Source organism: Kribbella sp. CA-253562, assembly GCF_050942265.1.
In the GTDB taxonomy this organism is placed as follows: Bacteria; Actinomycetota; Actinomycetes; order Propionibacteriales; family Kribbellaceae; genus Kribbella.
The window spans coordinates 4,906,389-4,927,455 of record NZ_CP192049.1; the positions used below are offsets into that span (position 1 = coordinate 4,906,389).

The following is a 21,067-nucleotide window of genomic DNA, read 5'->3' on the forward strand; positions in this document are numbered from 1 at the left end:
TGCCTCGCGCTGCCTCGACAGCGCCTCGTACCAGCTGCTGAACAGTGACGTCGGCAGCAGTGTACGTGCCGGGGGCGCGGACCGATCTCACCTCACCAGGTGTTCGAGCACCTTTCCCGTGCTCACCTGCATCACCAGTCCGTCGCGACGTACTTCTCCTCGGTGTACTCGAGCATTCCTTCGTGGCCGCCCTCCCGGCCGAGGCCGCTTTGTTTGGTTCCGCCGAACGGCGCCGCGGGGTCGGAGACGACACCTCGGTTGAGGCCGACCATGCCCGTGTCGAGCGCTTCGCTCACGCGCAGGCCGCGGGCCAGGTCGGAGGTGTAGACGTACGACACCAGGCCGAACTCCGTGTCGTTGGCGGCGGCAACTGCTTCCTGCTCGGTGCGGAAGCTGACGATCGGGGCCACCGGGCCGAAGATCTCCTCCCGCAGGACCGGAGCGTCCACCGGTACGCCGGTCAGCACCGTCGGCTCGTAGAAGTAGCCCCGGCGGTCGGGGCGGCCGCCGCCGGTGCGAAGCTCGGCGCCGACGGCGACCGCGCCGGCGACGAGCGACGCGACCTTGTCCCGGCTCTCGGCGTTGACCAAGGGGCCGAGGTCGACGTCAGGCTCCAGTCCGGAACCGATGCGCAGCGCCTTCATCCGGGCGGCGAACGCCTCGCTGAAGTCGTCGACGACTCCGGCCTGGACGTAGAACCTGTTGGCCGCCGTACAGGCTTCGCCGCCGTTGCGCATCTTCGCGATCATCGCTCCGGTCACCGCGGCGTCCAGGTCGGCGTCGTTGAACACGACGAACGGCGCGTTGCCGCCCAGTTCCATCGAGCAGTTGACCACCGTCTGCGCTGCCCGTGCCAGCAGGACGCGACCGACCTCGGTCGACCCGGTGAAGGACAGCTTGCGGACCCGTGGGTCGTCGACCATCGCGCCGACGACGGCGCCGGAGCGCTTGCTGCACACGACGTTGACGGTCCCGGCCGGGGCGCCCGCTTCGGCCAGGATCTGGGCGATCGCGAGCGCCGACAGGGGCGTCTCGCTGGCCGGCTTCAGGACGATGGTGCACCCGGCGGCCAGGGCGGGACCGATCTTGCGGGTCGCCATCGCGAGCGGGAAGTTCCACGGCGTCACCAGGACTGCGACGCCGATGGGTTGACGCATCGTGAGGATCTTGTTGGTGCCGCCGGGCGCGGTCTGGATCGACCCGTGCAGCCGGACCGCTTCCTCGGCGTACCAGCGGAAGAACTCGGCGGCGTACGCGACCTCCGCGCGAGCGTCGGCCAGGGTCTTGCCGTTCTCGATGACGCAGACGCGCGCGAGTTCGTCGGATCGCTCGGTCATCAGCTCGAACGCCCGGCGCAGGATCTCCCCGCGCTCCCGCGACGGCGTTCTCGCCCAGCCGGGCAAGGCGTCCTGGGCTGCGGCGACGGCCGCGAGACCGTCGTCAACGGCGCCCCCGGCAACTGTCGCGACCACTGACTCGGTCGACGGGTCGGTGACCTCGATCCGGTCGTCCGCGGCGCCGTCCACCCAGCGGCCGCCGATGAACAGTTGCCGCGGTACGCCGGCCAGCAGGTCGGGTTGTGCTTCGATCATCGTTCGTCCTTCGGTCGGCGCCGTCACGGCGAGTGCTTTCGGAACGCTCACACCAGGATCCGGACCGGGTGTTCGAGCAGGTCGACGTACGCCTTCATCCACTCGGCCGCGGTGGCGCCGTCGACCGGGCGGTGGTCGACGGCGAGCGTCAGCCGCAGGACGGAGGCGACGGCGACCGCGCCGTCGTCCGCGACGGGTTCGGGCCGGATCGCGCCGACGGCCAGGATCGCGGCCTGCGGCGGGTTGATGATCGCGGCGAAGTCCTCGGTGCCGTACATGCCGAGGTTCGTGATCGAGATCGAGCCGCCCTCGAGCTCGTCCTGCCGCAGGCGACGGTCCTTCGCGCGGGCGACGAGGTCCTTCGTGGTGGCGGCGACGCGGCTGATCGACAGGCTGTCGGCGTTGCGGACCACGGGCGTGAGCAGGCCGTTGTCCGTGGCAACTGCCACGGCGATGTCGACGGTGGAGAAGTGGCGGATCGAGGTGTCGTTCCACTGGACGTTCATCGCCGGCACAGCGGTGTGCGCGGCCGCGATCGCCTTGACCAGCAGGTCGTTGATCGAGATCTTGACGTCCTGATCGGCGTTGAGTTGCCGGCGCAGGTCGAGCAGGGCGTCGACGCGGGCGCCGGCTCGGAGGTAGAAGTGCGGGATCTGCTGTTTGCTTTCGGTCAGCCGGCGCGCGATGGCCGCTCGCATGCGGGTGTTGGGGATGTCGACGTAGTTCGCGGCGGCCACGCGTTCGGGTTCGATGGGCTCGGGTGTGCTCGTGACCGGGGCCTCGACCTTGGCTGCTGCTTCGGCGGCCGCTTCCACATCCCGCCGCCGGATCCGCCCGCCGGGGCTGCTCCCCCGCACAGCACGCAGATCAACGCCCAACTCCTGCGCCCGGCGACGAGCCAGTGGACTCGCGAAGATCCGCTCGCCCGGGGCACTCGACGCTGCGGCCTCCGCTCCGGCGGCTGCGCCGCCATCGGGTGCGCCGGGCGGCGCAGGCGGCGCGGCACCGTCGGCGGACGAGGTTTCGGTCACGGCAACAGCCGGTGGCGCCACCGCAGCACCTCCCAGCGAAGCGACCAGCGCGTCGACAGATGCAGGCGGCTCGTCCGCCGCACCCCACACCGCGATCGGCGTACCGACCGGCACAGTGGTCCCCGCGTCGACCAGCAGCCGCAGCAGCACGCCGTCCGCCTCGGCCTCGACGTCGACGACCGCCTTCTCCGTCTCGACGGTGACGATCGCATCGCCCGCCGCGTACGCCGTGTTCAGCTCGACGTTCCAGGACTCCAGGATCGCCTCGGTGGTGTTCGCCGCCACCTCCGGCATGCGCAGGATCTCAGCCACGGTTCAGTCCTCCGGACAGCTCCCGGAGCTTCGCGACGACCTCTTCGGTCGACGCGTACGCCGCCCGCTCCAGCACCTTGCTGATACTCGGCGACGCCTCGCCGCCGGTGACCCGCTCGATCGGCGCGTCCAGCCAGTCGAACAGCCGGCGCTGGATCTCGTCCCCCAGCCACCCGCCGTACGACGTACCGATCGCACCCTGCTCGCAGATCAGGACGGTGTTCGTCTTGCGCACCGACGCCGTGATCGTGTCCCAGTCCAGGCTGGCCCGATCCAGCCAGCGCAGATCGATCACCTCGGCGTCGACCCCGGTCTCCTCGACCGCTGCCAGCACCAACGGCGTCATCGCCAGATAGCTGATGATCGTGATCGCGGAGCCACTCCGCCGGATCGCGGCCTTGCCGACCGGCAGACAGTGGTCGAGGTTGTCCTCCAGCCCGGGACCTGTGGAGTTGTACAGATCCACGTGCTCCAGGACGACCACGGGATCGTCGCAGGCGAGCGCCGTGTTGAGCAGGCCCACGTAGTCGAAGGGCGTCGACGGCGCCACGATCCGCCAGCCGGCCGCGGTGGCGAAGATACCGGCCGGGTCCATCGAGTGCTGCGACCCGTATCCGGTGCCGGCGGCAACTTTGCTGCGCAGCACGAACGGAACCTTGCTCTCGCCGCCGAACATGTGCCGCGCCTTGCCGATCTGGTTGAACAGCTGGTCCGCGGCGACCCACATGAAGTCGGCGTACATGAACTCGACGATCGGCCGGAACCGCCCGTCCAGCGCCAGGCCGCCGCCGAGACCGGCGAACGCGTTCTCCGAGATCGGTGTCCCGAGCACCCGGTCGGGGTACGCCTCGCTGAGCCCGCGCGTCGCGCCGTTCGTCCCGCCGTTGAGACGATGCACGTCCTCGCCCATCACGACCACGCGCGGATCGGTCGCCAACCGCCGCCCGAGCACGCCGGCCACGGCGTTGACGAACTTGACGTCGGTCAAACGGCCCGCGAAGTCCTCGGCATCGGTGAACTCGATCCCGGACAGCTCCGACAGATCGCCCCGCACCCCCTCGTCGGCGAACGCCGGGTCAGGCCACTCCGCCGCGACGATCCGGCGTTCACCCGGCTTGCCACCCGGCACCGGCTCCAGCAGTACGTCGCCCAGCTCGGCCATCAGCGCCTTGGCTCGAGCGATCGTGTCGGCGACGACGTCCTCGGCGAGGATCCCCCGGCGTACCAGGTGATGCGCGGTCGCGTCGATCGGATCGCGCGCCCGCCACTGCGCCTCTTCCTCCTTGCTGCGGTACTTGAACGCCGAGCCCGGGAACGGCCCGTTCTGGTGGAAGTAGCGGTAGACGTCGGCCTCGATCAGCGCGGGTCCGGCCCCGGACCGCAGATGCGCCAGCGCCTGCTGCGTCACCAGGTACACGGCCAGCGGATCCATTCCGTCGACCTTCCAGCTGCGGATGCCGAAGCCCGGCCCGCGGCCCGACAGTCTCGGCTCGGCCGTGACCTCTGAAACGTGGGTCGAGACGGCGTACTGGTTGTTCTCGACGAAGAAGCACAGCGGCAACGACCACGCTCCCGCCAGGTTGAAGCTCTCCAGCGTGGATCCGATGTTGATCGCGCCGTCGCCGAAGAACGTGAACGCCACCGCGCCGGTTCCGGCCCGCTGGTGCGCCCACGCGGACCCGGCCGCCAGCGGTACGCCGCCGCCGACGATCGCGTTCGTGCCGATCGCGCCGGCCTCGTGCCACTGCAGGTGCATGCTGCCGCCGCGCCCGTGGCTGAAGCCGCGATCGAGACCACAGATCTCCCGTAACGTGCGCAGCAGCACGTCGCGCACGTCGCCGGGGAACGGCTGGGCCGGATCGATCCCGGCCGGGTGCAGGTGGGCGAGCACCTTGGCGAGGAACTGGTGGTGTCCTCGGTGCGAGCCGTTGACCGTGTCCTCGGTCGTCAGGCCGTAGCACGCGCCGACGGCACCGCCTTCCTGACCGATGCTCGAGTGCGCGGGGCCGTGGATCAGCCCCTTCGCCGCGAGGTCGAGCACGTACTCCTCGAACGCCCGGATCAGCACCAGCTGGCTGAACATGCCGGTCAGCAGGCCCGGCTCGGCGGCGTCCCAGTCGTCCTGGGTGACAACGAACTCCGTCCAGCCGACGGCGGCTTCGAGTGGGTGTTCGGCAGGCATGCAGGGCCTCCTTCGAGGAACCGGAATGCAGCGACCTTGCCACACGATTGGATCCAATTGCAAGATCACGCTGGAACATCTGTCGGTCAACCGGCATACTGAATGGGAATAGTTGGATCCAAAGGAGAGACAGATGCCGCTTCCCGGACTGCTCCGGCTCGACCACGTCGGCTTCACCGTGCCGGACCTGGACCAGGCGCACGGCTGGCTGGTCGACGTACTGGGCTGCGAGTACCTGTACTCGCTCGGCCCGTTCCGGTCCGACGGCGACTGGATGGCCGAGCACCTCGCGGTCGACCCCCGCACAGTGATGCGGGAGCTGCGCTTCTACGGCTGCGGCGGGCAGGCCGTCTTCGAGGTCTTCGAGTACCAGGCGCCCGACCAGCGGACCACCGCGCCACGCAACAGCGACATCGGTGGGCACCACCTCGCCCTGTACGTCGCGGACCTGGACGAAGCCGTCACGTACCTGTGCTCGAGGGGCGTTGAGGTGCTCGGTACGCCGACCCGCAGCACGGGTCCGTCCGAGGGACAGCGGTGGGTGTACTTCCTGTCGCCGTGGGGCCTGCAGTTCGAGCTGGTGTCCTATCCTGACGGCAAGGCCTTCGACCGCGACCCGGCACGATTCCGAGGAGACCGCTTGTGACGTCTGCCCCTGCCCGTGGTCCGGGCGGGCCGGAGAGCGGGACGAGCCGGCGGATCGCCGCCGTCCTGCGGGACGAGATCCTGGCCGGAGACCTGCCGCCCGGCACCTGGTTGCGGCAGGACGAGCTCGCGGCCCGGCTCGGCATCAGCCGGATCCCGCTCCGCGACGCGCTGCGGATCCTGGAGTCCGACGGTCTGGCCGAATCCCTGCCCAACCGGGGATCGCGGGTCCCGACGCTGAGTCTCGAGGACGTGAACACCTACTACCGGATGCGTGAGCGGCTCGAACCGCTCACGCTGTCCGAGAGCATCCCGCACCTGACCGGCGACGACATCGCGGGCCTGGAGCAACTGCAGGACGAGATCGAGAGCTCGCCCGACGTGAACCGGTTCCTCGCGCTCGACCGCGCGTTCCACATGGGCACCTACTCCGGCTGCCCCAGCGCGCAGCTGCTGGCCACGACCGAACGGCTGTGGAACTCCACCCAGCACTACCGCCGCGCGTTCATGCTGCTGACCAGCACCGACCGCGCCCCGATCGTGAACGCCGAGCACCGCCTGATCCTGGACGCCGTCCGCCGCCGCGACGCCGAGGACGGCGAGCGCTACCTCGTCGGCCACATCCGCCGGACCAGGCTCGAGCTCATCGCCCACCCCGAGCTGTTCTGATTCCCTCCCGCCCGGCCGTTACCACTTCTTGATCCAACCAAAGCCCCGGAACCCCCGTCTACCAAGGCATTCCGGGGCACACGGCCCCGCGAACTCCTGGGGGAAACCATGCGTTCCAAGCTTCTCGGCCGAGCCGTTGTCACCGTCGTCACCGCGGCCGCCGCCATCGGCGGTACCGTGCTCGCCGCCGCGCCGGCCGAGGCCGCGTCGGCGTCGGAGTGCCTGAAGGTGCTGACCGAGCCGCAGCGGTGGGGGTACGACGAGACGATGACCACCAAGGGCAAGCTGACCTTCTACACCGGCTGGCCGAGCAAGGCGTCCACGTGCGCGGGTGTCTCGGTGTCGCTCGGCATCAGCCGCACCAACACTCGTGACTTCCGCAACCAGAACGCCCGGCGGATCGTCGACCCGCGCCGGATCGACCACTTCGCGAGCACGTTCACTTTCGGCGTCGACGGCTACGGCGACTGGATGATCCGGCAGATCGCGGTCAAGGACCGCAGCGGCAAGCTGGCGGTCAAGACGTTCACCAGCGCCACCACTCCGCGGGTCCTGCGCTTGCGGTTCGCGTCGACGATCGCGGCGAACCCGCGCGGCACGCTGGTCCCGAAGGCCGGCCGGCTCGCCGTCCAGGGCAACCTGAAGGCCTGGCACTACACCGGCCGCCAGGTCAACGTGCAGAACCAGCCCGTCGTCGTGCAGGTCCGCAAGGGTGGCAACGACTACGTGACGAAGGCGACCGCGACCACCAACCGGTACGGCAACTTCGCCACCAGCATCCCGACCGCGGGCCTGAAGGGGTACTCGGTCCGGGTCGCCTACTACTCGAAGATTCCCATCGTCGCCAACCAGTGGTACTACCTCGGCACGGTCTCCTGATCCTGCCTGCCGACCCGGCGGCCGCCGGCGGTTCACGAACCGTTCGGCGGCCGGGTCGACGGGACCTGCAGGACTTCGACGATGTTGATGCCCAGCATGTCCAGGTGGTTGAGAATCCCGGCCAGCGCCGCCTGGTCGGCGAGTTGCCCGTGCAGCACGGTCTGCGCGGGTTCCCGATCGACCGACAGTGACGGGAACGCGGCGGTCAGGTCGCGCGACAAGGTTCCCTCGACACGGATGACGTAGTGGCCCATGGGATACCCCTTTCACGGCCCCTCGCCACGACTCTGCGGCCCCCGGCACCGCGCGGCATCACCCGTGCAGGGGGACGAGACGATGCGTTCGGTCCGGGCCGCGACAGCGCCCGGCCGAGCGCCGTTCGCGGTCCGGCTCCCCCGGATCGGGGGATGGTGATCGCGTGCCCGGTCAGCACGCTGGTGACGTGGTCGAGTCTCCGGCTCCCCGACCGGGGACAGCAACGCACCGCACCGCGCGGCAGAAGGTCCCGAAGCCGTTGCTGCGCGTCGGCCGGGTCGTGCTCGTGGTGGTCGTGGCCTGGTTGCTCCTGCGGCTGCTGCGCGGTGTGGACTGGAGCGAGGTGGGCTACGCGCTGACCCATCTGGACCTCTGGCAGATCGCCGTGCTGCTGGTCGGCATGCTGATTCGCCGCGCCGTCCTCGCTGCCCCGATCGCCCTCCTGATCGCCGGACTGAGCTACCTGCGCGCGATGGTCAGCGATGTCGCGGCAGCGGCGGTCTCCACGGTCGCCCCCTCCCCCGGCGATGTCGTGATCCGGCTGGCGATGCTGCGGTCGTGGGGCATCGACGCCACCGACGCGACCTCAGGCCTCACCCTCAGTACGACGCTCTTCTACGTCGTTCGTCTCGCCGCGCCGGCGCTGGGTTTCGCGATCTGGTGGGCCGCACAGACGTTCTACGCTCCGTTCGCCTGGTCCGGGCTGCTGTTCGGCGCGGCCGCCGCGGTCCTGCTGGTCGGCCTGCTCTACGCCTTGCGTGCCGAGCGAACCGCCGCGAGGATCGGCCACCTCCTGGGACGGTTGCTGCTCCGGCTACGACCGACCAGTCACGGACCAGCGGTCTGGAAGGAACGGCTCGTCTCGTTCCAGTCCCACAGCGCGGAGAGGATGCACCACCGCGGCTGGCTCGCGGTCCTGAGCCAGGTACTCCTGGTCGCCGTGGAAGCCGGCGTCCTGGTGCTCTGCCTCGCCTTCGTCGGCGTCGAGCTGACCGGACCGACCGTCCTGCTGATGGTCTGCAGCTTCATGGTCGCCTATCCGCTGACCGGCCTGCCGCTGATGGGCGCGGGCGTCTTCGACGCGACCTACGCGACCTTCGTCTCCGACCACAGCGCGTTGCAGGCAACGGATCTGGTGGCCGGGCTGCTCGTCTGGCGAGTCGCCGTGCAGCTCGTGCCGGTCGTCGTCGGCCTGCTGACGGTCGCGTGGTGGCGACGGTCGACCACCGTGACTCCGCACTCGCACCGGCGTACGGCCTAGCCAGGCGGCACATCGTCCCCGACCGCCGGGGCGGACGGATCACCCGAATCAGGTGACCGAATCGGCGCCGCCAGGCCGACGCCGGATGGTGCGCGGACCCTTCCCGCAGGCACATGCTGTCGGCATGACGGCACGCACGTGGCGAACAGCTCTGCCGTTGGTGGCGTGCGCCTGGATCACGATGCTGCTGGGCTCCCCCGAAGCCGCGGCGGCGGAGTCCCCCGAGGACACCGCGGCACAGGCACTCGCCGAGCGCTACGCCCCGGTCGTCAGGCTGCAGGGCGATTCGTCCAACTGCGCGAACGGCGAGCAGTTCCAGCCCACCGACGTCGAAGCGGTCCTCGGCGATCAGCAGGTCGCACTGCGCGGCCCGTGGCGCCCGCCCGAACTCGTCAAGCCCCAACCGGAGGGCAAGGATCTCGGCCTTGTCTTCCCCGGTCACTTCCTGGACTTCCCCGGTGACCCGCTGCGGCCCGGCTGTGCGTACGCCGAGTGGTCGGCCCGCATCAACGCGGAGCACCCGGCGACCGTCTACGCCTACGTCGCCGCCGATGCCGCCTTCCCCGGCCGGCTGTCCCTGGAGTACTGGTTCTTCTACGTCTTCAACGACTACAACAACACCCACGAAGGCGACTGGGAGTCGATCCGGCTCGTCTTCGACGCGACCACTCCGACGGCGGCGTTGCGAACGATGCCGACCGCCGTGGGCTACAGCCAGCACGGAGGCGCCGAGCGGGCGCGGTGGGGCGACGCCAAGCTGGAGATCGTCGACGGGACCCATCCGGTTGTCTATCCCGCGGCGGGCTCGCACGCCAACAAGTACGGCCGCCGCCTCTACCTCGGGCGCGGCTCGGAGGGACTCGGCTGTGACGACACCACCAGTCCGCAGTCCGAGCTGAGACCCCGGGTCGCCTACGTCCCGATGGCTCGCGCCGACTACCTGCGCCAGTACCCGTGGCTCGCGTTCGAAGGACGTTGGGGCGAACGGCAACGATCCTTCTTCGACGGGCCCACCGGGCCGAACATGAAGCACTCCTGGACCGCGCCCCTGCAGGACGCCGAGACGACCTGGCGCGACGACAGTACGACGGTGCCGGCCGGCACATTGCTCGGCCCGAGCAGCACCAACGCCTTCTGTACGGCGGTCGCCACCGGATCCAATCTCGTCCGGGAAACCCTCGACCGCACCTGGCTGCTCGGCCTCGTGCTCGCCTCGACCGTGGCGCTGATCTGGTTCGCCGCCAGCCGAACGCGCTGGTCCGACGCGAATCCCTTGCCCGCCAGGATGTCGCGGGCCTGGGGACAGACCGTCGTTGCCGCGCTGCGGTTGCTGCGGTACCGCCCTGGGTTGTTCGCCCGCTTCGCCGTCGCGTTCGTCGTCCTCAGCCTACTGACCCTGGCTCTGGCCGAACTGCAGGTGGCCCGGCGAGACGCCCCGACCGACCTAGGTGCCCCCACCGAGAACGCCACCGGCTTCTGGGCCTCGCTGACAGCCCTGGCCGTCACGGTACTCACCATCGCGACGTACGTCGCACTGCTGGCAGCCGTCACCACGACCCTCGACCAGCTGGACCGTGGCGTGCCGATGACCGCCCAACGCGCTCTGCGCAGGCTGATCCCTCTCTGGAAGCCGTTGACCCGGGCCGCGGTGCAGTACTTCGCCGTGATCGCCGTCCTCACGTTGTTCGTCGCGACGATCCCGCTGGCCGTCTACTACACGGTCAGCCGTGCGTTCGCCGTACCGATCGTGGTGGCCGAGCGATGCTCCGGACGGACGGCGCTCAGGCGCAGCCGCCTGCTGGTGAAGGGCCGCTGGTGGCGCACCGCCGTCCCGCTCGCGATCGTCACCGGGCTCGGTCTGGCCGTCGGTCCGATCACCGGTATCAGCTTGCTGCTCGGCACGGATCTCTCGCCGGTCCTGGTGAACGTCGTCTCGTCGGTGCTGTTCGCAGTGGCGATGCCGGTCGCCTCGGCCGCGGTCGTCTACCTGTACTTCGACCGCGCCGTACCGGCGCCGGATTCGCCTGGATCAGGTGAGCATCCGCGCACGGACCGAACCTACTCTCGGGAGAGCGACGCGAACGTGCGGCACGGCCCGCCACCGGTGCGTTCCGGCTCCTGAGCGGAGGGAGGTCGAGATGGTTCAACCCGACGGCGAACCACCGACCCGTCCGACCCGGTGGAGCGACGTCCGCCGCCTGGTCCCGATTGTCGCCGGCGTACTCGTCGGCGCTCTCGTCACCGCGTTGATCTTCATCGCCGTCCGGGACGACGGACCCCGCGCCGACGCGTCCTCCTCGGCCGACGACGCCGGTACGGCGATGTGCGCCGCGGTCCCGGTGGCCGACCAGGTCCTGCCGTCGATCGTCACGATCTCCGCGCGCCGCGGTGCCCAGGCCGGCACGGGCTCGGGACAGATCATCACCGAAGGCGGCTACATCCTCACCAACGACCACGTCATCTCGGTCGCCGCCGCGGCCGGTGGCAGCGTGTCGGTCCAGTACAGCGACGGCCGCGGCTCGGCGGCCGTGATCGTCGGCCGTGATCCGAGCACGGACCTGGCCGTACTGCAGGCGTCCGACGCCGCGAAGGACTATCCGCTGATCGGCGTCGGCTCGTCGGCGACCTTGCGAATAGGCCAGCCCGTCGTCGCTCTCGGCGCACCGCTCGGGCTCGCCAGTACGGTGACCTCCGGCATCGTCAGTGCGCTGGACCGGTACGTGCCCGTACCGGGCGACGGCGTGACCCACCACTTGATCGGCGCGATCCAGACCGACGCGGCCATCAACCCCGGCAACAGCGGCGGCGCTCTGGTGGACTGCGCCGGACGGCTGGTCGGAGTCAACGCCGCGATCGCCACCGTGCCGAACGCCGCCGGTGTCGGCGGTGGCGGCAGCGTCGGCCTGGGGTTCGCGATTCCGGTCGACCTGGCCAAACCGATCGCCGACGAACTGATCCGCACCGGGCAGCCGGGGCATCCGACCACCGGTCTGCAGGTCCAGGAGATTCCGCCCGCCGTCGTCGAGGCGACGGGAGCACCGTCCGGTCTCTTCGTGCTGGCGGTCGATCCTGCTGGGCCCGCCGCCAAGGCCGGGTTGAAGGCAGGCGACGTCATCACGCAGATCGGTGGCGAACCGGCGGTCAGCAGCGAGCAGATCGTCGTCGCGACCCTGACTCGTCAGGCCGGCGACACTCTGGAGCTGACGTACCTGCGGGCCGGGCAGTCAGCCACCGCGACGCTCACGTTGGCCGCGCCGTAGCCTCACGGCCGAACGACGGCGGGTGCGACCGGCTCCGACGCCAGCAGGTCGAGACCGATCCGGCGGGACAGGAAGCGCGCGGCCAGCTGACCCTGGACGCTGTTGCCGGCCTGATCGAGCCGCGGCCCGAAGGTCCCGAGCGCACCTTTACCGGGCGAGACCGTGACGACACCGCCGCCGATCCCGCTCTTGCCCGGCACGCCGACGTCGAGCAACCAGTCCCCCGACGTCTCGTACAGCCCGGCGATCGTCATCACGGCCAGGGTCACCCGGGCGACGTCCGGGTCGACCACCCGTTGCTGCGTCGCCGGGCAGACCCCGCCGTCCGCCAGCGTCGCGCCCATCCTGGCCAGGTCCACCGCGGTGACGCTCAGGCAGCTCTGCCGGGTGTAGAGCTCGACCGCGTCGTCGGGATCGCCGGCCAGACCACCGAGGCTCTTGAGCAGCGCCGCCAAGGCCCGGTTGCGGTGGTTCGTGGCGAGCGCCGACGTCAGCACCTCGTCGTCCAGCAGGAGCTCACGTCCGGCGAAGCGGCACAACCCTTCGTGGACGAACCGCCAGCGCTCCTCCAGCGATCGGCCCGGCGTCAGGCTGGTCGCCGCGATCGCGCCGGGGTTCACCATCGGATTGGTCCGGCCGGCCCTGGAGCGCTCGACCGCCTGCACCGAGTTGAACGCCAGCCCGGTCGCGTTCACCCCCACCAGGTCGCGGACCGTGTCGACGCCCACCGCCTGGCAGATCGACGCGAACACGAACGGCTTGGCGACACTCATGATCGTGAACGGCCGCCGGGCGTCGCCCGCCTCGAAGACCTGCCCGTCGATCGCCGCGACACACACCCCGAAGCAGTCCGGATCGGCGCGGGACAGCGCCGGATAGACGTCCGAGACCGCACCAGACGTCACTCCCGCGAACCTGTTGTACGCCGCCTGAACCAGCTCACCGACAGTGGCCACCGCGGGCAGACCACCGGTGGAGACGAACCGCTCGGCGTCCGCCATCTCAGAACGGCCAGACCAGCGGGACGATGATCATTGCCGTCAGCAACCACCAGGTCATCACGACCAGCCCGAGCTTCCAGTAGTCGCCGAAGCGGTACCCGCCCGGGCTCATGATCATCATGTTCGCGGGAGTGGACACCGGAGTCAGCAGCGACGCCGCACCGGCGACCGCGACGAGCATCAACACCGGCTGGACGGACGTCGCGGTGCCCTCGGCCGCCGCCACCGCGATCGGCGCGACGATCAGGACTGTCGCGGTGTTGCTGACCATCTGCCCCAGTGCCGCGGTGAGCACGAACAGTGCCAGCAGCAACAGGTACGGCCGGCCCGGCCCGACCGCGTCGATGATCAGATCGGCGATCCGGTCCGCGCCACCGCTGGACTGGATGGCGGCCGACAGCGGGATCAGCGCACCGATCAGTACGACGATCTGCCAGGAAATCGCGCGATAGGCCTGGCGCGGTCCGACCACCTTGGTCAGCACCAACGCGGTCGCCGCGAGCAGACCGGCCATCGCCGGCGGCACCGCGCCGGTCGCCAGCAGCACGACCATGGCGGCGAGCACGGCGACGGCGACCGATGCCTTCGGTCCCCAGGCCACTGCCTGCCGCCTGACCAGTTCCGGCGAGTCGACCAGCAGCACGTCGCGGTCCTTGGTGAGCTCGTCGAGCGCGGGCCAGGGACCGTAGACCACCAGCGCGTCTCCCTCGGCCAGCTGGGTGTGCTTCTTGCCGCGGTCCTTGCCCATCCGCTGGACGGCGATGACGACGAGGTCGTGCGCACGGTGCATACCGGGAAAGACCGTTTCACCGACGAGCGACGAGCGCGGCGGGATCACCACCTCCACGACCCCGGCGTCCCGGCTGATCAGGCTGTCGACCGGCGTGGGCGCCATGCTGACCGCGAGCATCGAGTCCGTGGTCAAGTTGTCGACCTGTTCCGTCGGGCCGGACACCACCAGGACGTCACCGACGTCGATCGCCGCGTCCGCCCGGGCCCTGCCGTTGCCGTCCTGGATGCCGACGATCACGACGTCCGGGTACGGCGTCAGGTCGACGTCGTCCGCCGTCCGGCCCAGCAACGGCGACAGCTCCGGAACGCGCAGCCGGTAGAGGCCGTCGGGCAGGGAGTAGTGGGCGCTGAGGGTCTGAGCGTGGACGGCGAGATCGGCGGCCGGATGAGCCGGCCGGGCCGCCGGCAGCAGCTTGGGCCCGAGCAGCACCGACAGGGCGATCGTGCCGATCACCAGCGGGACGCCGACCACGGCGAACGAGAAGAACGGGAACGCACCCGCCCCGGCTTCGGCCGCCGCGTCGGACACGATGATGTTGACCGGCGTACCGGTCAGCATCAGCAACGATCCGGCGCTGCCGGCGAAGGTGAGCGGCATCAGCATCCGTGACGGCGGCTGCCCGATCCGCACGGCGAGCATGACCACCAGCGGAAGCAACGCCGCGACCGCGCCGTTCAGCGTGATCAGCGCCGACAGGACGGCCGACAGGCCGGTGACGGCGATCAGCAGCCGGCCGCGGGTGGTGCCGGCGTGCCGGACGATCTGCTGACCCGCCCAGACGGTCACGCCGGTGGAGTCGACGCCCTCGCTGACCACGAACAGGGTCGCGATGAAGATCACCACCGGGTCGCCGAAGCCCGCGAGGATCTCGGTGAAGTCGAGCACCCCGGTCGCCCACAACGACAGCGCGGTGAGCACCGCGACCAGCTCCACCGGCAGCCGGTTCCAGACGAACAGTACGACGGTGAGCCCGAGGATGATCAGGCTCACCGTGCCGTCATCCATGGCGCCGCCCTAGCCGGAGTGCACCGGGGAGGACGGCCCCCACGGGATCCCGATCAGGTACCACGCCACGTAGAACAGGGTCCAGGCCACCAGGACGATGAACGTGTACGGCAGCATCATCGACACCACCGTGCCCAGACCGGCCTTCTTGCGGTACTTCTGGCAGACCAGCACGATGAACGGCAGGTACACCATCAGCGGCGTGATCACGTTGGCCGGACCGTCACCCACCCGGTACGCCGCGACGACGGTCTGCGGCGCGATGCCGAGCCGGTAGAACAGCGGGACGAAGATCGGCGCCAGGATCGCCCACTTCGGGATCACCCCGGGCATGATCAGGTCGATGATCAGCACCAGCACGATGAACCCGATCAGCAGCGGCAGCGCGCCGATGTCGGCCCGCTCCAGCAGGTCGGCCAGGCCGGTCGCGGCCAGCGTCGACATGTTGGTGTAGTTGAAGTAGGCGATGAACTGGGCGATCAGCAGCATCAGGAAGATCAGTCCGCCCAGGCCGTTGAAGGTCTTCACGATCGCGTTGATCACGTTGGTGCTGCCGGTCAGCGACTTCGCACCACGGCCGTAGCCGAGCCCGGCGGCCAGGAACAGCATCGAGATGATGAACAGCAGGCTGCTCATGAACGGTGAGGACCCGAAGATCTCGCCGGTCTCCGGGTTGCGCAGCGGAGCGTCCGGGATGAAGGTCAGCGCCGAGACGATCGCGATCGCGACCAGCAGGTAGTAGACCGAGAACCGCAGTCCGCGCGACTCCAGCGCCATCTCCTCGTCGGACGGCTGGTGGTCGGCCGGGGCGTCCGAGGGAGCTTCGGCCGGGTCGTACTTGCCGAGCCTGGGTTCGAGCACCCGTTCGGTGATCACGGTCATGATCACCGCGCAGAAGATCGTCGCGGCGATGCTGAAGTAGAAGTTGTGCGTGACGTTCAGGGTGACGTCGGGGGCGACCAGCGCGATCGTCTCGTTGGTCACCTCGGTGATGATGCCGTCGGCCGGGGTGATCAGCACGTTCACGAAAAACGCCGCGCTCACTCCGGCGTACGCCGCGGCGATGCCGGCCAGCGGATGGCGCCCGAGCGACGCGAACGCGGCCGCGCCGAGCGGGATGAGGACCAGATAGCCGGCGTCGGAGGCGACGCTGGAGATGCCGCCGAGTAGCACGATGATGAACGTGATCGCACCCTTGGGCGCGACCTTGACCATCTTGCGGATCAGCGCCGCGATCAGGCCCGCCTCCTCGGCGACCCCGACCCCGATCATCGCGACCAGGATCACCGCCACCACACCGAAGTCGTTGAAGTTCTGCACGGCCGTGGTGAAGATGAACCGGATCCCGTCGCCGGTCAGCAGGCTCTCGGCGGTGATCGTCTCCTCGCGCACCTCGAAGTCCGGTACCGGGGGCGCCGGCGGCGCGTCGTTGCCGGGCACACTCGTTCCGCCCGGGTACTCCGGCGCCACCTCGACGGTGGCGGGCTCGGCGACCTCGGTGGTCACGCTCGTTCCGGCCCAGGACAGGATCTGGGACGTCACGATCACGATCACGATCAGCCCGAGGAAGATCAGTGCCGGGTGCGGGACCTTGTTGCCGACCCGCTCGATGCCGTCCAGCACTCGCTGCATCCCGCCGGCCTTGACGGGTTTGTCCCCGACCGTCTTGGCACTCATGGCGTCGCCGCCCCGGAGCCGTCCCGCGGACGGGCGAACCGCAGCGCGAACTCGATCAGCAGCCTGGTGCCGAAGCCGGTCGCGCCCTTGTTCCGCCAGCCCTTCGCCTCCGGCGACTGCGCCGTACCGGCGATGTCGATGTGCGCCCAGGGCAAGCCGCCGACGAACTCCTCGAGGAACAGCGCGGCGGTGATCGACCCCGCGTTCACGCCGCCCATGTTGGTCATGTCCGCGATCGGCGAATCGAGCTGCGACCGGTACGAGCGGTGCAGTGGCAGCTCCCACACAGGTTCGTCCACGGTGTCACCCGCACGCCGCAACTGCTCCACCACCGCGGCGTGATTGCCCATCACCCCGGCGATCTCGATCCCGAACGTGCGCAGGCAGGCACCGGTCAGCGTCGCGATGTCGACGATCGCGTCGACCGGCTCCTCGGTCGCCAGCGCCAGTCCGTCGGCCATCACCAGACGCCCCTCCGCGTCGGTGTTGAGCACCTCGACCGTCGTCCCGTTGCGCATCCGGAGCACGTCGCCGAGCATCATCGCCGAGCCCGACGGCATGTTGTCGGTGCACATCAGGTAGCCGGTGACCGCGGCCGTACAGCCCAGGTCCCGCAGCGCGGTCATCGAGGCGAGCACGGTCGCCGCGCCGGTCATGTCGTTTTTCATCTGGGCGTGCGACTCGTCGCTCGGCTTGAGGCTGATGCCGCCGGAGTCGTACATGATGCCCTTGCCGATCAGCGCGATCCGGCCGGTCGGGTTCTCGGGCTGGTAGCGCAGCCGGACCATCCTGGGCGGTTGCACGCTGCCGCGGTTGACGCCGAGCAGGCCGCCGCATCCCATGGCGATCAGCTGGTCCTTGTCGTAGACCTCCACCTCCAGCCCGGACGCCGTACCGACGTCCACCGCGATCTCGGCCATCCGTACGGCGGACAGCGTCGCGGCCGGGCAGTTGGCCAGGTCGCGGCCCAGGCTGCACGCCTCCGCGACGAGCCGGCCTCGCTCGACTCCGGCGCGGGCCTGTTCGGCGTCGGAGTCGGAGGCCACGACCAGCAGGGACTCCAGGGTGGGCCGGTCGGCGTCGCGGCCGAGGAAGTACCGCCAGCGCGCGAGCAGCACGCCTTCGGTCACGGCCTGGGCGAAGTCCGCGACCGAGACCCCGACGTCGCCCGACGGCACCTCGACCGCCAGTCGCCGGTGGTAGGGCACGGCCCTGGCGAAGTCCGCCGCCAGGTCACGCACGAGCGCGACGTCGATCTCCCGGCCGGTGCCGATCCCGACCGCGACGCGGACCGGGCCGTCGGCCCGGGGCTGCACGAGGGACTGGCCGCGCTGTCCGGTGAAGCCGGCCGACGCCAGTGCGGCCGGGTCGCTGCCGAGTTCGGCGGGAGTCTCCCCGTCGGCGGCGACCGGCACGGCGATCGCGTCGGTCTCCTGCTCGGCCTGCCGCAGCGAACCGACACCGACGTGGATCCGGTGACGGGTCGAGGGAATCGGATCGAAGTCGTCCTTGGTCGTCGTGCTCACGAAACCTCCTCCGGCCGGTGCGCGCGGACGCCGAACCCGCCGATGGACCGGCCCCGGGCACTGGTCCGTCACCGTTGCCGCGCGGACGCCTCATCCCATCAGCGCAGTCCGCCCGCGACTTCCTCCGAACAAGGTGATTGCGCTCCGAACCGGTTCGCTCACCCGGTACGGGGGATGGACCCGGCCGGCTACAGCAGGCCCACGGACCGGCCGACGCGCAACGCCGCGGACCGCTTCTCCACGCCCAGCTTGCGGTACAGCGACATCAGGTGCGTCTTCACCGTGTTCTCGGTGATGAACAGCGCCTGCCCGATCTCGGTGTACGAACTGCCCAGCGCCAGTTCTCCCAGTACGTCGCCCTCGCGCGCGGTCAGCTGGATCCGGGCGCCGTTGACCACCGCGTCCAGGCGACGCCGGACCGGGCGGTGCTGGTCCGGCCGGGTCCGGGCCAGCAAGGTCATCCCGCCGGCCTCGTGCCAACCGGCCGGCTCGCCCGCCAGCCGCTCCAGCGCGATCGCGGCGAACGGATGCGGGTTCGGGCCGGTGACGTGCCGGCGCAACCGGTCCACGAAGCTGGGCTCCTGACCGACCGAGACCACCGCGTGCAGCAGGTGCTGTGGCGTGACGCGGTTCAGGGTGTCCACCAGGGCGGCGTCAGCGGCCGGTTCGTCACCGCTCCTGGCGAGCAGGACGGTCCGGAACGAGGCGGCCGCCGCGGCCAGTGGCGGGTACAGGCCCGGACTGTCGAGCACCTCGTCCATCGACGCCAAGGTGGTCCGGACGTCTCCCTGGACGATCGACATCATCGCCCGGATCAGCTGGGCCTCCGCCTCGTTGCCGGTTCGCTCGAGCACACCCACCTGCGTCTCGACGCCGGGCAGGTCACCGATCAGCACGGCGAGGTGGATCCGCAGCAGCGCCAGGTCCCTGGACAGGAACGACGGCATCGGGCCGGCCGAGGCCGGATCGGTGGTCAACTCGCTCACCGCTTCGTCGAGTCGTCCGACCTCCATCAGCAACGCGGCGCGCAGCATCGTCCGCAGCGCGGCGACCACCGTGTCCGATCCCGCCACATCGATCGCCGCCACCAACTGGTGACAGTGCCACGCGGTGTCGAGGTCGAGCTCGTTCAGCGCAGCGAATCCGAGCACCACCCGGGCCCGTACGACGTATTCCGGCGCAAGAGTCGCCCCCTCGCCCGCGTCCAGCGCACCCTGCGCCGACCGCGCCGCGTTCTGGATCTGGCCACGCACGAACTGCACCACCGCGCGGTGCGCGAGCACCCCGGCGACGAGCCGTGAGTGGCCGGCCATCCGCGCGCTCACCAGAGCCTCGTCCAGATCCGTGAGCGCCGCGTCGAGGTCACCGGCCCAGGTCTCCGCGGCGGCCAGTTCGATCAGCAGCCAGGCCAGCCGCTCGGGGCCGAGCACGGTGCGCGGCCCGTCGTCGCCGGCCGTGGGTTCCAGCGTCAGCAGGCTTCGCGCGCGGGCGATCGCCACGTCGACGTCGTACCAGCCGTAGCGCGACTGCCACAGCCGCAGCAGTACGGCGTCCGCGGCCAGCGCGTCGTCGTCCGGCGTGGACTGGCCGGGCTCCGGCACCCGGCTGTCGGCCGCCACCGCGTCGAGAATCGCGCCGGCCACGTTGCAGGTCACGCGCCGCAGTAGCCCGCGGACCCCGAACAGCCGGGGATGCTGGTCGACGTACCCGATCGGGAGCGTCTCGAAGCCGGCCTCGACCAGGCGGGATTCACCGGCGGCCAGCAGCGCGGGCCCATGGCGGAGCAGGATCCGCTCGATCAGCGCCGGGTCGTCGGCTCCCAGCGCGCCGCGCAGCGCGGCCACACGGTCGCCGCGGTCCTCGTGGTACAGGGCCGATCGGCGGTGCGCTTCGACGACGAGGCGCTTGTCGTCGGCGCTCGCCGCGGTCCGGCGGCGGAGCAGCTCGACCAGCAGCGGGTGGTACTGGTACTGCGGATCGCTGCCGGGACCCTCGGCGTACGCGGTCACCAGGAGACCGTTGCCGGCGAGCTCGGCCAGCATCGGGCCGGCCTCGGCATCACCGCTCAGCACGGTGGCCAGATGCTCGGTCAGACAAGGCGCGCCGAACGTGCTCAACAGCATCGCCTGAACCCGCTCGTCGAGCGTGCTCAACGTTTCACCGAGCAGGAGATCGAGCACGGGTCCTTGATTGATCAGCGGCCACGCGGCCTCCCCGGAGGCCTGGAGCCTCCGCGCGGCGAGCACCAGCGCCGCCGCCCACCCGGCCGTCTTCTCCTGGAACATCATGATGTCGTCGGCGGTCGCGTTCCGGGCGTGCGCCTGGACCAGTTCGGTCGCTTCGGCGTCGTCGAACTTCAGATCCCGCGAGCGCAACGTCAACGCCAGCCCGCCGAGCTCCAGCTCCGACACCGGCAGGGGCAGGTCGTACCGGGTGGCGAGCAGCAGCCGGACGGCCTGGGGCGATTGCTGCAGTACGCGTGACACCTCGCCGACCGTCGAGGCCGGCAGCAGGTGGGCGTCGTCGACGACGACCGGATCCGGCGGCGTCGAGTCGTCCGCCCCTGCCAGCTGCTCGAGGACCTCACCCAGTACGTCGGGCGACTGGCCGGAGACCCAGACCACCGGCCGGCCCGACTTCTGGCGACGCGTCACCCAGTCCGACAGCAACACGGTCTTGCCCGTGCCGGCCGGCGCCACCAGCATCGTCAACGAGGACCGGGCCCCGAGATCCAGGGCAGAGTGGAGCCGCTCGCGCCGTACCAGCGTGAGTGGCGGCCGTGGGACCTTTCCGGTCGGATGTCTCGGCGGCCCGGTCGTGCGGCCGTCGTGTGAACTCGTCACGCGCGTCACCCCTCCCGTGGGTGGGCGTGCCCTGTGAAAGAACGATTCCCCTGTGCTGTCGGCTTCGAAATTCCGACACTAACCCGTCTCGGGCGATTTCGGCAGAGGGCGAAGGGGCAGCGTTGCGTGCTCGTCC

General features: G+C 70.2%; 15 protein-coding genes. 6 read left to right on the forward strand and 9 right to left on the reverse strand.

Annotated features, from left to right (window positions below; all coding sequences use genetic code 11):
* Positions 1-131 precede the first annotated feature (131 nt).
* The 3 genes from ACQPXM_RS23175 to ACQPXM_RS23185 are packed head-to-tail and all read right to left on the reverse strand — an operon-like array spanning position 132 to position 5,117.
* Entirely contained in the window at positions 132-1,592 is a 1,461-nt protein-coding gene (locus tag ACQPXM_RS23175) for an NAD-dependent succinate-semialdehyde dehydrogenase (RefSeq protein WP_432936525.1), read from the reverse strand.
* Between the two features lie 47 nt (positions 1,593-1,639).
* The gene (locus tag ACQPXM_RS23180) at positions 1,640-2,935 is read right to left on the reverse strand and encodes a dihydrolipoamide acetyltransferase family protein (protein ID WP_432936527.1); all 1,296 of its coding nucleotides are present in this window, start codon (positions 2,933-2,935) and stop codon (positions 1,640-1,642) included.
* Positions 2,928-5,117 (reverse strand): alpha-ketoacid dehydrogenase subunit alpha/beta, encoded by a 2,190-nt coding sequence (locus ACQPXM_RS23185; protein WP_432936531.1) that lies wholly within the window; start codon positions 5,115-5,117, stop codon positions 2,928-2,930. Before ACQPXM_RS23185 ends, ACQPXM_RS23180 begins: the two co-directional genes overlap by 8 nt.
* A 133-nt stretch (positions 5,118-5,250) precedes the next feature.
* Between ACQPXM_RS23185 and ACQPXM_RS23190 the strand changes: the two genes are divergently transcribed.
* The 3 genes from ACQPXM_RS23190 (at position 5,251) to ACQPXM_RS23200 (ending at position 7,310) form a co-directional block, all read left to right on the forward strand.
* Positions 5,251-5,763: a VOC family protein gene (locus tag ACQPXM_RS23190; RefSeq protein ID WP_432936534.1), complete on the forward strand. Its 513-nt coding sequence runs from the start codon at positions 5,251-5,253 to the stop codon at positions 5,761-5,763.
* Positions 5,760-6,431, forward strand: a complete 672-nt coding sequence (locus ACQPXM_RS23195) for a GntR family transcriptional regulator (protein WP_432936536.1) — start codon at positions 5,760-5,762, stop codon at positions 6,429-6,431. The genes ACQPXM_RS23190 and ACQPXM_RS23195 overlap by 4 nt, the downstream gene beginning before the upstream one ends.
* Positions 6,432-6,539: 108 nt before the next feature.
* On the forward strand, positions 6,540-7,310 hold the full coding sequence (locus tag ACQPXM_RS23200) for a hypothetical protein (RefSeq protein WP_432936539.1): 771 nt from the start codon (positions 6,540-6,542) through the stop codon (positions 7,308-7,310).
* A gap of 32 nt (positions 7,311-7,342) precedes the next feature.
* Here the strand turns inward: ACQPXM_RS23200 and ACQPXM_RS23205 are convergent, their stop codons facing one another.
* Positions 7,343-7,564 (reverse strand): hypothetical protein, encoded by a 222-nt coding sequence (locus tag ACQPXM_RS23205; RefSeq protein WP_432936541.1) that lies wholly within the window; start codon positions 7,562-7,564, stop codon positions 7,343-7,345.
* A 188-nt stretch (positions 7,565-7,752) separates the two neighbouring features.
* Here ACQPXM_RS23205 and ACQPXM_RS23210 point away from each other — a divergent pair, with 188 nt between their 5' ends.
* From ACQPXM_RS23210 to ACQPXM_RS23220, 3 genes are all read left to right on the forward strand, one after another.
* On the forward strand, positions 7,753-8,826 hold the full coding sequence (locus ACQPXM_RS23210; protein WP_432936544.1) for a lysylphosphatidylglycerol synthase domain-containing protein: 1,074 nt from the start codon (positions 7,753-7,755) through the stop codon (positions 8,824-8,826).
* A 124-nt stretch (positions 8,827-8,950) separates the two neighbouring features.
* Complete coding sequence (locus tag ACQPXM_RS23215; RefSeq protein ID WP_432936546.1) at positions 8,951-10,948, forward strand: hypothetical protein; 1,998 nt, start codon at positions 8,951-8,953, stop codon at positions 10,946-10,948.
* A gap of 16 nt (positions 10,949-10,964) precedes the next feature.
* Positions 10,965-12,086, forward strand: coding sequence for a S1C family serine protease (locus ACQPXM_RS23220; RefSeq protein ID WP_432936549.1), 1,122 nt, complete (start codon positions 10,965-10,967; stop codon positions 12,084-12,086).
* Positions 12,087-12,088: 2 nt separating this feature from the next.
* Here the strand turns inward: ACQPXM_RS23220 and glsA are convergent, their stop codons facing one another.
* The 5 genes from glsA to ACQPXM_RS23245 all read right to left on the reverse strand — a co-directional run bounded on the left by glsA (position 12,089) and on the right by ACQPXM_RS23245 (position 20,931).
* Complete coding sequence (gene glsA / locus ACQPXM_RS23225; protein ID WP_432936551.1) at positions 12,089-13,087, reverse strand: glutaminase A; 999 nt, start codon at positions 13,085-13,087, stop codon at positions 12,089-12,091.
* Between the two features lies 1 nt (position 13,088).
* Entirely contained in the window at positions 13,089-14,885 is a 1,797-nt protein-coding gene (locus ACQPXM_RS23230) for an SLC13 family permease (protein WP_432936553.1), read from the reverse strand.
* 9 nt (positions 14,886-14,894) lie between these two features.
* The gene (locus ACQPXM_RS23235; protein ID WP_432936555.1) at positions 14,895-16,562 is read right to left on the reverse strand and encodes an AbgT family transporter; all 1,668 of its coding nucleotides are present in this window, start codon (positions 16,560-16,562) and stop codon (positions 14,895-14,897) included.
* On the reverse strand, positions 16,559-18,088 hold the full coding sequence (locus ACQPXM_RS23240; RefSeq protein WP_432936557.1) for a leucyl aminopeptidase family protein: 1,530 nt from the start codon (positions 18,086-18,088) through the stop codon (positions 16,559-16,561). Before ACQPXM_RS23240 ends, ACQPXM_RS23235 begins: the two co-directional genes overlap by 4 nt.
* A 188-nt stretch (positions 18,089-18,276) precedes the next feature.
* The gene (locus ACQPXM_RS23245; RefSeq protein ID WP_432936559.1) at positions 18,277-20,931 is read right to left on the reverse strand and encodes a LuxR C-terminal-related transcriptional regulator; all 2,655 of its coding nucleotides are present in this window, start codon (positions 20,929-20,931) and stop codon (positions 18,277-18,279) included.
* Positions 20,932-21,067 lie beyond the last annotated feature (136 nt).